Here is a 13,364-nt window from a genome sequence, read left to right as displayed (position 1 = left end):
CGGCGGCCACAAACCCGCACTCCCCGGCCGGGATTAACCCACGGTTACGACAGGAGAGCCAAAATCTCCGTCGAATTCGTTAGGGACGGGCTATCTGCGCAGCGCCCACGGCTAGGGGACTGACTCGGCTAGGTGACGATGATGCCGAGGTGTGCGGCGAAAACGGGCGCAAGCAGGCTGAGCTGGGCGTCATCGATGGTGGCGCCGCGCAGCCCCTCAAGCCCGTGGATGGCACTGAAGTCGCTCGAGCGTAGGTCGGCGTCCTTGAGGGTGGCACGGGTCACGTCGAGGGTGCCGACGCGGCAGTCGCGCATCTCGAAGCGCTGTACGGTGGCGCCGCCGAGGTCGAGCTCCTCGATGATGCAGTTGGAGAGCAGCACATCGGTCAGCGTCGCCCCGCGCACGTTCACGAAGTCGAGCTTGGACTCGTCGATGTGCACCGAGCGCAGGGTGGCCTCGTAGAGCTCGAGCGCCCCGAGCCGGGAGTGCTCCACCCTGACGTCCCGCCAGATCGAGCGGGGCGCGCAGAAGACGGTCGCGTGCAGCTCGCCGGCCACGCAGTCGGCGACGGATGCCCCGCGCAGCTGCGTGTCGCTGAGGGAGACTCCGCGCAGCTCGCACTCCTGGAAGCCGATACCGGTCAGGTCCCGGCCGGACAGGTCGCATGCGCTGAAGCGCTCGGCCTCCCGGCTGTCACCGGCGCGGAGGTCGCTGCCGTCGGAGTCGGTCAGGCCGGCCAACACGATTCGGTCGATTCGGGGACCGCGGGTATTCGCGCGTGCCACCGTCAGGAGACGGGAGCAGCCGCGGCGGCAGTCGTAGTGGCGGGAGCGATGGCAGCGGGAGCGGCGGGGGGAACCGCTTCCAGCACGAACACCGGGATGACCCGGTCGGTCTTTTTTTCGTAGTCGGCGTAGTCGGGGAACGCGGCCACGGCCCGCTCCCACCACGCAGCGCGTTCGGTGCCGGTGACCTCGCGGGCCAGCATGTCCTGACGGCTGGGGCCATCCTGCAGCTCGATGAGAGGGTGGGCCACCACATTGCCGTACCAGACGGGGTTCTTGGGGCTGCCGCCGAGGGAGGCGATGGCGGCGTAGGCACCCTCGTGCTCCACGCGCATCAGCGGGGTCTTGCGCAGCTTGCCCGACTTGGCCCCGAGGGTGGTGAGCACGATGACGGGCATCCCGCGCAGGGTGGTGCCTTCCGTGCCTCCGGAGCTTTCGTACAGGTCGACCTGGTCGCGCACCCACCGCTGGGTGCCGGGCTCGTATTCTCCGATGAGGGGCATACGACCATTAAACGCCCTCGGTCGGTCTCCCATTCCCCGGGTTCAGCGCGGTGGGGCCGAGGCAGCGTCAGGGACGCATGCGCGGCCGGCGAGGCGCGTAGCGGGGGATGTAGCGGCCCAGAATCACGGCGCCGAACAGTCCGAACACTCCCATCACGACGCTGGCGATCGAGATGGTGGCGACCGCGGTCAGGCCGGCCACGGCCAGGGGGGCGACGGCCCCGCCCAGGTCGGCGGTGAAGCGCCATGCGCCCAGGAACGGTGCCGGGCTGGTGTTCTTCGGGGCCAGGTCGGCGCCGAGCGTCATCAGGAGGCCACTGCCGATGCCGTTGGCGAGCGACAGGATCATGGCCACGGCGACGAACCACTCCACGTTGCCGGGCAAGTCGTGTGTGAACGCGAGAATGAGGTGCCCGGCACCCAGGCCGATCATCGACGGGATGGCGGTCCACAGGCGGCCGAAACGGTCCATGATCTGGCCACTGACGTAGAAGAGGGCGAAGTCGACCGCGCCGGCGATGCCGATGATCAGGGCGATGTCGGGGACGCTGATGCCGATGCTGACCGCCCAGAGCGGGAGCAGCACCGTGCGGGAGGCGCGCATCGCCCCGATCAGGCCCGCGCCCGTGCCAAGGCGCAGGAGCACCGCTCGGTAGCCCCAGATGGTGCGGAACAGCCCCTGGGATTCCTCGGCCGCGAGCTCCCGCCCGGCCGGCACGACAGATCCGTCGGGCGCCTTCACCAGTTGAGGGCCACCGAAGGTGCTCTCGGGATCGGGCAGCAGGAGCAGCATCGCGGCCGCGCCGAGGCAACAGACCACGAACACCCAGAACACCGACTCGGTGCTGTCGGTGAGGCTGAGCAGGGCGGCGGCGATGAACGGGCCGATGAACCAGCCGGCGCGGAAGATGCCGCCGAGGGTCGACAGCGCCCGGGCCCGGTAGGCCAGAGGCACGTAGCTGGTCATGAACGCGTGGCGGGCCAGGGCGAACACGGCGGTGGCCAGGCCGATCAGGAAGATGCCGATGCCCAGCACGAGCGGGTTGGGAGCGACGATGCAGATCAGTACGGCGATGATCGTGAGCAAGGATGCCCAGATCATGGCGTTGCGCTCCCCGATGAGGGAGACCACCCAGCCGCTGGGGATGTCCCCGGCCAGTTCACCCACCATGATCATGGCGGCGATGAACCCTGCGATCGCGAGTGTGGCACCCAGGTCGTTGGCCACGATCGGGATCAGCGGGATGATCGCGCCCTCGCCGATCGAGAACAGGAGGGTCGGCAGGAACGCGGCGAGTGCGACGGAACGCATCTGGAAGGGGCGGTCGGCGTTACTCATGGCTTGTCGATGTTATCCCCGGGCGGGTGCTGGTGTTTCGAGTCCGCGCCCATGCGGCAGCTTCGACCCGAACGAATTCGACGGAGATTCTGCCTGAATCAGCCCTGAGCGGGCCGAAAGAGCGCTTTCACACGAGAATCTCCGTCGAATTGGTTGACGCCGGGCAGGGCATTCCGCCGTGGACGAACCGCGGCCACACGGAATGGTCAGCATGGACATTTCCAGGGTCCGGACCAGCCGCATCCGGCGCTGAAAGCGGACTCCACGAGCGGATGCGGTGACCGGGTGGCCCGGTAGGCTGGGGTCCGACATGATTGAGCTGGAATTCTCGGAGCAGATCGCCGCACTGCGGGCCACGTTCGACGACATCCGGTCGGTGATCGATATCGATCGACTCCGCACCGATATCGCCGACCTGAATGAACAGGCCGGTGCGCCCGATCTGTGGGACGACTCCGACCACGCGCAGAAGGTGACCAGCCAGCTGAGCCATCGCCAGTCGGAGCTGGCCCGCATCGTGAGCATCGAGTCCCGCCTCGACGACCTTGAGGTGCTGGTGGAACTCGCCAACGCCGAGGGTGACCAGGAATCGGCTGACGAGGCCACCGCGGAACTCGCGAGCATCACGAAGGTGCTCGGCGACCTCGAGGTGCACACGCTGCTCAACGGCGAATTCGACGTGCGTCCGGCGGTCATCACCATCCGTTCCGGCGCCGGCGGCGTCGACGCGGCCGACTTCGCCGAGATGCTGCTGCGCATGTACCTGCGCTGGGCCGAGCAGCACAACTACCCCGTGCAGGTGCTCGACGTGGGCTACGCCGAAGAGGCCGGCATCAAGAGCGCGACCATCCAGGTGGATGCGCCCTACGCCTTCGGCACGCTGAGCGTCGAGGCCGGCACGCACCGCCTCGTGCGGATGAGCCCGTTCAACTCCGCCGGTAAACGCCAGACCTCCTTCGCCGCTGTGGAGGTGGTGCCGCTGATCGAGCAGACCGAGTCGATCGAGGTGCCCGAGAACGACATCCGGGTCGACGTCTTCCGCTCCAGCGGCCCCGGCGGCCAGTCCGTGAACACGACCGACTCCGCCGTGCGCATCACCCACCTGCCCACGGGCACGGTGGTGAGCTGCCAGAACGAGAAGAGCCAGATCCAGAACCGGGCCGCCGCCATGCGCGTGCTGCAGTCCCGGCTGCTGTTGCTGCAGCGCGAGCAGGAAGCCGCCACCAAGAAGGAGCTGGCCGGGGTGATCACGGCCAGCTGGGGCGACCAGATGCGCAGCTACGTGCTCGCGCCGTACCAAATGGTCAAGGACCTGCGCACCAACTACGAGGTCAACAATCCCAGCCAGGTGTTCGACGGCGACCTCGACGGTTTCATCGCCGCCGGCATTCGTTGGCGCAAGCAGGCGCCGCAGGGTTAGAGCATCGATCTGCGGGTCTGTCACCGGTTAGGTATGTCGGAGTAGGAATTATCAGGATGCCTGCTTAGGCTCAAGGGGCCATGATTCGTTTTGACACCATCACCAAGAAGTATCCGGGAACGAACCGACCGGCACTGGACGCCATCAGCGTCGAGGTGCTGCGCGGAGAGTTCGTCTTTCTCGTCGGTGCTTCCGGCTCGGGGAAATCGACTTGCCTCCGCCTTGTGCTGAAGGAAGACCGGCCCACCAGCGGCAGCATTCACGTGCTCGGACAGGACTTGCGGTCGATCTCCAACCGCAAGGTGCCCTATTTCCGCCGCAACATGGGCGTCGTCTTCCAGGACTTCCGCCTGCTGCCGAATAAGAGCGTTTTCGACAACGTGGCCTTCAGTCTGCAGGTGATCGGCAAGTCGCGCGGGTTCATCCAGGAAGCCGTGCCCGACACCCTCGAGATGGTCGGACTGGCCGAAAAGGCGCTGCGCCTGCCCCACGAACTCTCCGGTGGTGAGCAGCAGCGTGTTGCCATCGCCCGCGCCATCGTGAACAAGCCGCAGATCCTGCTGGCCGACGAGCCCACCGGAAACCTCGACCCCACCACCAGCGCCGGCATCATGGCCCTGCTCGAACGTATCAACGCCGCCGGCACGACCGTGATCATGGCCACCCACGAGGCCGGCATCGTCGACCAAATGCAGCGCCGCGTGATCGAACTTGTCGGCGGACGCATCGTGCGCGACGAGCGCCAGGGTGGCTACGCCACCGCGTCCATCCCCACCACCACCGCCGGCACCGGGCGCCGTTCCGCCCGAGAGGTTCCCAGTGGCTCGTCGGGTGTGGTACCTGCGGCTGCGGCACCGTCATCCATTTTCGCGCCGGCCGCCGCCGCCGCCCCTGCCGCCGTGCCCACTGACGAGGTTCTGCCTGCGTCGCACCCTCCCCTCACCTTTCCACCGGTTCCCGTGCCGGCGCCGGTCGCCGAGCCTGCCGCGGCCCCGTTCTCAGCCGCGAAGGGTCCGGCCGATCCGGCGCCCCTCGACGACGGATCGTCCGAGGACGCAGAAGTGGAAGCAGAAGCAGAAACGGACGCAGAAGCAGAAGCGGATTCCGCCGCCGACGCTTCGATGACCGACCTGAGCCGGGCCATGACCCGGCCGGTTCTTCCGATCACCCAGCACGACGTGCCGGAGCAGTTGACCCTGGCCGAGAAGCTCGGGCTGCGCGCGCCGGGCGAAAAACCGGACCAGACCGGCGAACAGAATGTAGGGCCCACCCGATGAGACTCGGACTCGTGCTCTCCGAAGCAGCCAACGGCCTGCGCCGCAACGCCTCCATGGTCGTTTCCGTGGTGCTCGTGACCTTCATCTCGCTGACCTTCGTCGGCGCCGCGATCCTGATGCAGATGCAGATCGGCCAGATGAAGAACTTCTGGTACGACCGCGCCCAGGTGGGCATCTACATGTGCACCGCCATTTCGTCGGGTGAGACGTGCACGGCCGGGGAGGCCACGCCCGAACAGATCGACACGGTCAAGGCGCAGCTCGAGTCCCCTACCCTGTTACCGTTCATCGACAAGTACTACTTCGAGACTCACGACCAGGCCTTCGAGAACTTCAAGAAGCAGTTCGCCGACAACCCGGTGGTCGACTACGTCACCGCTGACCAGCTGAACGAAACCTTCTGGGTCAACCTCGGCGATCCCTCGCAATCGGATGTGCTCGTAGAGGCTCTGTCCGGCGTCGCCGGGGTGGAGAACGTCGCGGACCAACGAAAGTACCTGGACCAGATCTTCTCCGTGCTGAACGTTGCCAGTTACACCGCGATCGGCATCGCCGCGCTGATGCTTGTGGCGGCGGCCCTGCTGATCGCCACCACCATCCGTCTCTCCGCGTTCTCCAGGCGGCGCGAGCTGGGCATCATGAGGCTGGTCGGGGCATCCAACCGGTTCATTCAAACGCCCTTCATCCTGGAGGGTGTGTTCGCGGCTCTGCTGGGATCGCTGCTGGCGGGAGGTGCCGTTCTCGGTCTCGTGTACTGGTTCGTGCAGGGCTATCTGGGCGAACGTCTGACCAACTTCTCCCTCGTCGGCATGCAAGACGCCCTCGTGGTGGTTCCGATCCTGTTGGTGGTCGGCGCGGTGCTGGCGGCCTTCTCCGCGCAATTCGCCATCACGCGCTATCTGAAGGTCTGACCTACTCCGCTCGGCCCGCCCCCAGAGCGCTAGACTGGTGGGCTGGTCGGCATCGCGTCCGAACACACCCACCGAGTCGAGGAGTATGCCGTGCCCAGGGAAATAGGCGAGAAGGTCGTCTCGACCAATCGCAAGGCACGCCACGATTACCTCATTGAGGAGACCTACGAGGCCGGAATGGTGCTCAGCGGCACCGAGGTCAAGTCTCTCAGGGCCGGTCGGGCTTCGCTCGTCGACGGCTACGCCTTCATCGAGAACGGCGAGATCTGGCTGGACGCCGTGCACATCCAGGAGTACGTCGCCGGCACGTGGACCAACCACCCGCCGCGGCGCAAGCGCAAACTCCTGATGCACAAGCAGGAGATCATCAAGATCAGCCACAAAACCAAAGAGGGCGGCTACACGCTCGTCCCGCTGCGGCTCTACTTCAAGAACGGCAAGGCCAAGGTGGAGATCGCGGTCGCCAAGGGCAAGAAAGAGTACGACAAGCGCCAGACGCTGCGCGAGCGCCAGGACAAGCGCGAGTCCGACCGGGCCATCTCCGCCCGAAAGAACCTCGGCGACTAGCCTTCCACCTCGTCGTATTGTAAGATAAAGGATTGCACGATCCGAGCGATCCAATCGGGCCGTGCGGATTGACACTCAGCAGATTGAAAACTCAATAGCGTGTGACAGTGACCCACTTGAATGCCGCCATGGTGGCAGCGAGTGCACATGGGGATGATCGGTTTCGACATTGCCTGCGCAATTATGAGAAGCGGGTCGAGGATGCAGGGTTATCTCGTAAACGATCTCTGCAAAACAATAAGTGCCAAATCAAACCGCACTGACTTCGCCCTCGCTGCCTAAGCGAGCGCACTAAGAAGTCCGCCAGGCCGGGAATGCTCTCTACCCGGACCCTGACGTCATTTAGAGAGATTGCTCCTACTCTGAGCCGCGGGGTGTAGGGGGACTTAAACGAGGGCTGGGCTCGTCGGATTAGATGCCAGCGGCAAATTCCGGAGCCGAGTAGAACGATTTCACTGGATACACCCGTAGAAGGCATATGACCACAGCAGTGGACGGGGGTTCAATTCCCCCCATCTCCACCACCGGTTGCTGTCACACGTTGTGGAGCCGGAAGGCCCGACCCCTCATGGGGTTCGGGCCTTTTTGCGTCGTGGTTATGGGGGAAGATGGGCCGGGAGGAACTCAATGGCGGCTGCGTGGGTGAAGAAGTGGGTGCCGGGTATCGATACCGCGCTCAACTACCGGCGCGCCTGGCTGCTCCCTGACCTGAGGGCGGGGCTTGTGCTCACCGCCTTGCTGATCCCGGTGGGCATCGGCTACGCCGAGGTGGCCGGCCTGCCGCCAGAGACCGGCCTGTACGCCACGATCATTCCGTTGGCGGCATATGCCTTGTTCGGCCCCTCTCGCGTGCTGGTGCTCGGCCCCGACTCGGCCCTGGCGCCGATCATCGCGGCCGTGATCCTGCCGCTTGCCCTCGGCGACGACGACCGAGCGGTGGCCCTGGCGGGATTACTCGCGATCATGGTCGGCCTGATCCTCCTGCTGGGCGGACTGCTCCGCCTCGGATTCGTCACCGACCTGCTCTCCAAGCCCATCCGGGTCGGCTACCTGAATGCCCTCGGACTCCTGGTGATCATCTCCCAACTGCCGGCGCTGCTGGGGTTCTCGATCGACTCGGGTCAGCCGATTGCCGACGTGATCGCAATCGGGGCCGGTATCGCCGGGGGCGAAGTCAACCTCACCGCGTTGCTTTTCGGACTCGGGTCGCTGCTCATCATCGTGGGTCTGTCCTGGGGCAGATCTCGGATCCCCGGCGTGCTCGTGGCCGTCGTGCTGGCGACACTGCTGACTGCCGTACTCGGGCTTCACAGCACCATACCCGTCGTCGGGGCGATGCCGCAGGGCCTGCCCGCTCCGGCGCTCGGCGGTCTGATCTGGGCGGATGTCGCCGCGCTCGCCCTTCCCGCCCTCGGCGTCGCCCTGATCGCCTTCGCCGATACGGCCGTGCTGTCGCGCACGTTCGCCGCGCGCCGCGGCGAGAGTGTCGATGGGAGTCAGGAGATGGCGGCGATCGGCGCCTCGAACATCGCGGGAGGTCTGCTCGGCGGCTTCCCCATTTCGGCGTCGTCCTCGCGCACCCCCGTTGCCGAGAGCGCGGGCGCACGAACCCAGCTCACGGGCGTGGTCGGCGCCGCACTCATCGTGGTGTTCATGCTGCTGGCGCCCGGACTCACCGACTACCTGCCCTCGGCGACCATCGCTGCCGTCGTGGTCGTCGCCGCCGCCGGTCTGATCGACGTGAAGGGGTTCCTCGCCCTCGTGCGGATGAACAAAGTGGATGCCGCGCTGTCCATCGCGTCGTTCCTCGGTGTCGTGGTCGTGGGCGTGATCGAGGGCATCGGCGTGGCGATCGTGCTGTCGCTCGGGGCATTCGTGAGCCACGCCTGGCGACCCTACCGGGCTGAGCTCGGGCGCATCCGTGGGCTGCGCGGGTACCACGACCTGTCCCGTCATCCGGAGGGCGAGCGGTTGCCCGGCATCGTCATCGTGCGCTTCGACGCGCCGCTGTTCTTCGCCAACGGCGGCATTTTCGACGACTTCGTGCGTCGCGTCGTCACCGAGGCAGGGAGTGACGTGCACACGGTCATCCTGGCGGCCGAGCCGATCACAGACATCGACACGACCGCCGTGGAAGAACTTCTGGAACTCGACGATTTCCTCGCCTCACGCGGGATCACGCTGATCTTCGCCGAGATGAAGGGTCCGGTGAAGGACCACCTGCGCGACTACGGTCTCAGTCGACGGTTCCCACCGGAGCGGTTCGCGGGCACCGTGGGCGAGGCGGTCGACGAGGTCACCGGCACATTGCGCGGCGACCTCGAGGGCACCGAATGGGGCGACGAGCACTGAGGCTGCGCTGAGATTCCGCGCGGATCAGACGCCGGCAAGCCAGAGGTCAGGGCCGAAGATCTCGTAGTGGATGCGGTCGGCCGGCACACCGGACTCCAGCGCCTGTGAGCGCAGGCTGCGCATGAACGGGAGCGGACCGCACAGGTACACCGAGGCATCCGTCGGGATCGTCACGTTCTCAAGGGACATGAAGCCCTCGTGGTGGCCCTCGCTCGGGATCTCCAGCCAGAGTTCGAGCTCTGCTGCTTCCAGCAGTGCGATGTCTTCGCTCATCTGGTCGCGCAGCGCCCAGCGTTCGAGGTTGCTCTCGGCATGCAGCACGAGCACCTCGCGCTTCGAGCCGGTGTCCACCAGGGAGCGCAGGATCGATGCGCTGGGCGTACAGCCGATTCCGGCCGAGGCCAGGATCAGCGGGCCGGTGCCCTGATCTAGGGTGATGTCGCCGCACGGCACGGAGAGGATGAGCGTGTCGCCGACCTGCACATCACGGTGCAGCACGGGGGAGACCTCGCCGTCTGCGTCGAGCTTGGTGGTGAAGACGCGGGTCGTGGCCGTGCCGGCCGACAGCGAGTACTGGCGCACCTGGCGGATGCCGTCGGGCATGGTGGCCGTGACGCTGACGTACTGGCCCGGCAGGGCAGGCGTCACGGGCGTGTCGTCGGCCGGCTCCAGGGTGAATGTGACGGCGTCGGTGCCGGCCGCTTCCTTCTTCACGACGACCCAGGGGGCGAGCGGCTTGTCGCTGGCGAGACCGGCGTAAAGGCCCTTCTCCATCTTGATCAGGGCGTGGGCCATCAGCCAGTAGACCTCGGTCCAGGCGCCGGCGATCTCGGCCGTGATGACGTCGCTGAGTTCTTCGGCGATGGCCTCGAAGAGGTACTTGTAGACGATGTCGTACTGCTCGGGCGCAATGGAGAGGGAGATGTGCTTGTGGGCGATGCGGGAGAGCATGGCCTCCGGCGTGGTGTCGGGGTTCTGCACCAGGTAGGTCGCGAAGACGGCGATACTTCCGGCCAGGGCCTGCTGCTGCGAGCCGTTTTTCTGGTTGGAGCGGCTGAAGAGGCCGTCGAAGAGGTCGGGGTGAGCGGTCAGCATCCGGCCGTAGAAGTTCTTCGCGATCTCGGGCATGCGCTCGCCCACCAGGGGCAGAGTCGCTTTGATGAGGGGCAGTGACTGGGTGGATAGCATGCAAACTCCAAGCAATTGAGGGACGTACCCAAAAGTATCATTTCAAATGCTTAATATCTGGTTGTATCCCATTACCCCCGATCGGCGCGGCGCTGCGGCGGGGGTGCCAGCGTGAGGACAACGGGAGCGGGGAAGCCGATATGGGGGAGAGCCGCGATCACAAGGTCGTCGAGTTCGGCGTAGAACGCCTCCCGTGCTCGTCGGAGCCCCCCGCGGAGTCCACAGCCGCCACTGAGCGGACAGTCACCGTGGGGCGTCTCGCAGTCGGCGACATCGTCGCGGGTGTCAAGTTGGCGCAGCAGCCAGCCCACGGTGGCCGTGCGCCCGACCGGGCTGATCCTCACTCCGCCGGTACGGCCGCGCAGTGACTCCACGAGTCCCAGCTCGCGGAGTCGCATGACGGCCTTGCTGACATGGCTGTACGGGGTGGCTACCGCCTCGGCGATGACCCGCGAGGTCTGAAGCTCGCCGTCGGGGAGCGTCGCCAGGAACATGAGCGCTCGCAGGGAGACATCCGAGAAGGCATTGATCCTCATGGGTCAACAGTATGGCCGCGGGTCAGCGCGATGCGCCGGCCAGGGTGCCGGTCACGGCGCCGGCCGGGTCGGTGATCAGGCACGAGACGTCGCGGCTGCCCGGGCCGTTCGGGCTGGTCAGGACGTCGGCGTCGGCCCAGCTCTGCGCCGTGGGGGTGAGGTAGGCGAAGTCCAGACTTGACGCCCGGTACTCGAGCAGCACGAAGTCTTCGAACAGGGAACCGCAGCCGGTTTCCGCCATTGCGGTCACGGCGTTGTCGCCGGGGAAGGCGTCGCCCGGCACCGGGAACCGGGAGAATACCTCGAACTCGTGGCTCTCGTCGCATGAAACCCGCGGAACGATCGATGCGTTCACGTCCAGTCCCTCCGAAACCTCACGCAGGCAGTCTCCGACGAGAAGGTCGGCCACAGCGGTGACCTCTCCGAGAGCGGATGCCGGCACGGCAGCCACGCTGCGGACCGGCGTCGGCAGCATGTCGCCGATCACGCTGCAGCCGGTGAGGCTGCCGGTCAGGACGCTGGCCGCCGCGATCAGCAGGGCCAGGGTTCCGGGGTGCGTGCGCGGCGGGATCATCGGTTAGCGGGTCGGCGCGCTCGGGGACGCGGGGGCATCCGTGGTGGTGGTCGCGGTGCCGAGGGCCCGCAGAGCCGGCTCGTGCAGCAGGCCGTTGGTGGCCAGAGCGCTGCCGTGCCAGGGGCCGGGCCGGCCGTCGGCGGAGGAGAACCGGCCGCCGGCCTCCTGCACGATCGGGACCAGGGCCGCGAGATCGTATGGCTGCAGGTCGTATTCCGCGACGATGTCGAGCAGACCCTCGGCGAGGAGCATGTACGACCACATGTCGCCGTAGGCGCGGGTGCGCCAGACCTGGCGGGACAGTGTGATCAGCTCGTCGAGGTGCCCGGTCTGGTCCCACTGCTGGATGCTGTTGTAGCTGAGCGAGGCGTCGGCGAGCTCGGCCACGCCGGACACGGCCAGGCGCACGGGGTCGGCGCCGGGCGTGCGCTCGTCGGTCATCCAGGCGCCGCCGCCGGTGCGCGCCCACCAACGCTTGCCGAGGGCTGGGGAGCTCGCCATCCCCACCACCGGATCGCCATCGACGGCGAGGGCGATCAGGGTGCCCCAGATCGGGATGCCGCGCAGGAAACCGGCTGTGCCGTCGATCGGATCGATGATCCATTGCCGCACGCTGGTGCCCTCGGTGCCGAATTCCTCACCGAGGATGCCGTCGGTCGGGCGCCGCTCGGCCAGGGCGGTCCGGATCGCGCGCTCCACGGCCTGGTCGGCATCCGTCACCGGGGTGCGGTCGGGTTTGGTCATCACGACGAGGTCCATCGCGGTGAACCGGTCGCGCGAGATCGCGTCGGCCAGATCGGCGAGCTCGGTCGCGAGCTGGAGGTCGTCATCGAGGGAGTACTTCTGGGACTGGGTCACAGACCAAGACTAGTAATTTTGGCGCGACTCTCCGGTTTGTACCTCGATTGGCGCCGAAGGTAATCGTGCTGTTAGTATCTAGAGTCGGTTCGGGTCACCCTGGGTCGGAGAGTAAAGAAACATGCACCTCTAGCTCAATTGGCAGAGCAACTGACTCTTAATCAGTGGGTTCCCGGTTCAAGTCCGGGGGGGTGCACCGCGAGGCCCCTTTCATAAGGTTTTCACCGAATGGAAGGGGTTTTTTTGTGCCCTCCTCAGGTGCCCTCCCTAGGTGCTCGAGCCCGTCGAGACCCGGTCAGGTGATCCCTGGAGGCTCCCGTCTGACCTCCCCTCTCCCGGCGCACGGTGAGGAAGCAGGCGCACGTTAGAACGTCCGCCACGGTCCATAACCTGCGCCGCGAGACCGACACGCCGGCCCCAGACCATATCGGCATGCCAGCGCGACCTCCGCGTTCTGGTACTAGAACAAAGATTTGAATTTATTACAGCAATTGATGAATAAATCTATACGTACCCGACTTGGCATCCTCGTAACATGACGAACCTCGCGTNAACCTCGCGTATGACCTCAGGCAGGCGGCCGATGCCGTCGCCCTGCTGGGCTCCTCGAGCGCCGACTATGAGGCTCTGCCGGACGCAGTCGCTCTCATCGGTCAGAAGCAGATTGCAGCGGCTCGCCGACTGCTCGACACCCGCGCCGCGTGGATGGCCGGCACCATCGCCCGCCGGTCCCGCCCGGAACTCGGCCACTCGGGGCTGGCCGCGCAGCAGGGGTTCCTCTCGCCGGAGGCTCTGATCCAGAACTGGACCGGCTCATCCACAGGTGACGCCTACGAGCTGGTCGCGGTCGGCACGATGATGGCCGACACCGAGGCGGCCGACAAGCTGGTCGAAGAGGCACTCTCGACGCTCTCGACGCCCGACGCCCGACGCCGGTGCCGTCGAAGTCGCGGCGTTCGCCGCGAAGGTGCCGTGGCAGGCGCCGATCGCCCGGGCCGTCACCGCCGGCACGCTTTCGGTTGACGCGGCCGAGGCGATCCGGGCCGGGCTCGGC

At 66.4% G+C, this 13,364-nt stretch carries 13 protein-coding genes, 1 tRNA gene and 1 other RNA gene; 8 read left to right on the top strand and 7 right to left on the bottom strand.

Annotated features, from left to right (window positions below; all coding sequences use genetic code 11):
• Positions 1–128: 128 nt before the first annotated feature.
• The 3 genes from CXY81_RS00370 to CXY81_RS00360 form a co-directional block, all read right to left on the bottom strand.
• Positions 129–785, bottom strand: a complete 657-nt coding sequence (locus CXY81_RS00370) for a pentapeptide repeat-containing protein (protein WP_158251958.1) — start codon at positions 783–785, stop codon at positions 129–131.
• A 2-nt stretch (positions 786–787) separates the two neighbouring features.
• Entirely contained in the window at positions 788–1,288 is a 501-nt protein-coding gene (locus CXY81_RS00365) for a nitroreductase family deazaflavin-dependent oxidoreductase (RefSeq protein WP_104171590.1), read from the bottom strand.
• Between the two features lie 67 nt (positions 1,289–1,355).
• The gene (locus CXY81_RS00360) at positions 1,356–2,627 is read right to left on the bottom strand and encodes an MFS transporter (RefSeq protein WP_104171591.1); all 1,272 of its coding nucleotides are present in this window, start codon (positions 2,625–2,627) and stop codon (positions 1,356–1,358) included.
• 310 nt (positions 2,628–2,937) lie between these two features.
• On the opposite strand from CXY81_RS00360, the gene prfB reads away from it, so the two are divergent.
• The 6 genes from prfB to CXY81_RS00330 all read left to right on the top strand — a co-directional run bounded on the left by prfB (position 2,938) and on the right by CXY81_RS00330 (position 9,154).
• Positions 2,938–4,047, top strand: coding sequence for a peptide chain release factor 2 (gene prfB / locus CXY81_RS00355; protein WP_104171700.1), 1,110 nt, complete (start codon positions 2,938–2,940; stop codon positions 4,045–4,047).
• A gap of 80 nt (positions 4,048–4,127) precedes the next feature.
• Positions 4,128–5,324 (top strand): cell division ATP-binding protein FtsE, encoded by a 1,197-nt coding sequence (ftsE, locus tag CXY81_RS00350; protein ID WP_104193629.1) that lies wholly within the window; start codon positions 4,128–4,130, stop codon positions 5,322–5,324.
• Complete coding sequence (gene ftsX, locus CXY81_RS00345) at positions 5,321–6,235, top strand: permease-like cell division protein FtsX (RefSeq protein ID WP_104193628.1); 915 nt, start codon at positions 5,321–5,323, stop codon at positions 6,233–6,235. The genes ftsE and ftsX overlap by 4 nt, the downstream gene beginning before the upstream one ends.
• Before the next feature lie 90 nt (positions 6,236–6,325).
• The gene (gene smpB / locus CXY81_RS00340) at positions 6,326–6,802 is read left to right on the top strand and encodes an SsrA-binding protein SmpB (RefSeq protein ID WP_104193627.1); all 477 of its coding nucleotides are present in this window, start codon (positions 6,326–6,328) and stop codon (positions 6,800–6,802) included.
• A 149-nt stretch (positions 6,803–6,951) separates the two neighbouring features.
• Positions 6,952–7,326, top strand: a transfer-messenger RNA (tmRNA) gene (ssrA, locus tag CXY81_RS00335).
• A gap of 103 nt (positions 7,327–7,429) precedes the next feature.
• Positions 7,430–9,154, top strand: coding sequence for a SulP family inorganic anion transporter (locus CXY81_RS00330; protein ID WP_104193626.1), 1,725 nt, complete (start codon positions 7,430–7,432; stop codon positions 9,152–9,154).
• Between the two features lie 24 nt (positions 9,155–9,178).
• Here CXY81_RS00330 and CXY81_RS00325 read toward each other — a convergent pair whose 3' ends face one another.
• The 4 genes from CXY81_RS00325 to CXY81_RS00310 all read right to left on the bottom strand — a co-directional run bounded on the left by CXY81_RS00325 (position 9,179) and on the right by CXY81_RS00310 (position 12,310).
• Positions 9,179–10,342, bottom strand: a complete 1,164-nt coding sequence (locus CXY81_RS00325; RefSeq protein WP_104193625.1) for a globin domain-containing protein — start codon at positions 10,340–10,342, stop codon at positions 9,179–9,181.
• A 71-nt stretch (positions 10,343–10,413) separates the two neighbouring features.
• Positions 10,414–10,878 carry an Rrf2 family transcriptional regulator gene (locus CXY81_RS00320; RefSeq protein WP_104193624.1) on the bottom strand — a complete coding sequence of 155 codons (465 nt, stop codon included), beginning with the start codon at positions 10,876–10,878 and terminating at the stop codon, positions 10,414–10,416.
• Between the two features lie 22 nt (positions 10,879–10,900).
• Positions 10,901–11,452, bottom strand: coding sequence for a septum formation family protein (locus tag CXY81_RS00315; protein WP_104193623.1), 552 nt, complete (start codon positions 11,450–11,452; stop codon positions 10,901–10,903).
• A gap of 3 nt (positions 11,453–11,455) precedes the next feature.
• Positions 11,456–12,310: an inositol monophosphatase family protein gene (locus tag CXY81_RS00310; protein WP_104193622.1), complete on the bottom strand. Its 855-nt coding sequence runs from the start codon at positions 12,308–12,310 to the stop codon at positions 11,456–11,458.
• Positions 12,311–12,433: 123 nt separating this feature from the next.
• On the opposite strand from CXY81_RS00310, the gene CXY81_RS00305 reads away from it, so the two are divergent.
• Positions 12,434–12,506, top strand: a tRNA-Lys gene (locus CXY81_RS00305).
• A gap of 509 nt (positions 12,507–13,015) precedes the next feature.
• Positions 13,016–13,333 carry a hypothetical protein gene (locus CXY81_RS00300; RefSeq protein WP_104193621.1) on the top strand — a complete coding sequence of 106 codons (318 nt, stop codon included), beginning with the start codon at positions 13,016–13,018 and terminating at the stop codon, positions 13,331–13,333.
• The last annotated feature ends 31 nt before the right edge of the window (positions 13,334–13,364 follow it).

It is taken from the genome of Cryobacterium sp. M25 (genome assembly GCF_002929635.1).
Lineage (GTDB): Bacteria > Actinomycetota > Actinomycetes > Actinomycetales > Microbacteriaceae > Cryobacterium > Cryobacterium sandaracinum.
This window is presented reverse-complemented; position numbering and strand designations above follow the sequence as displayed.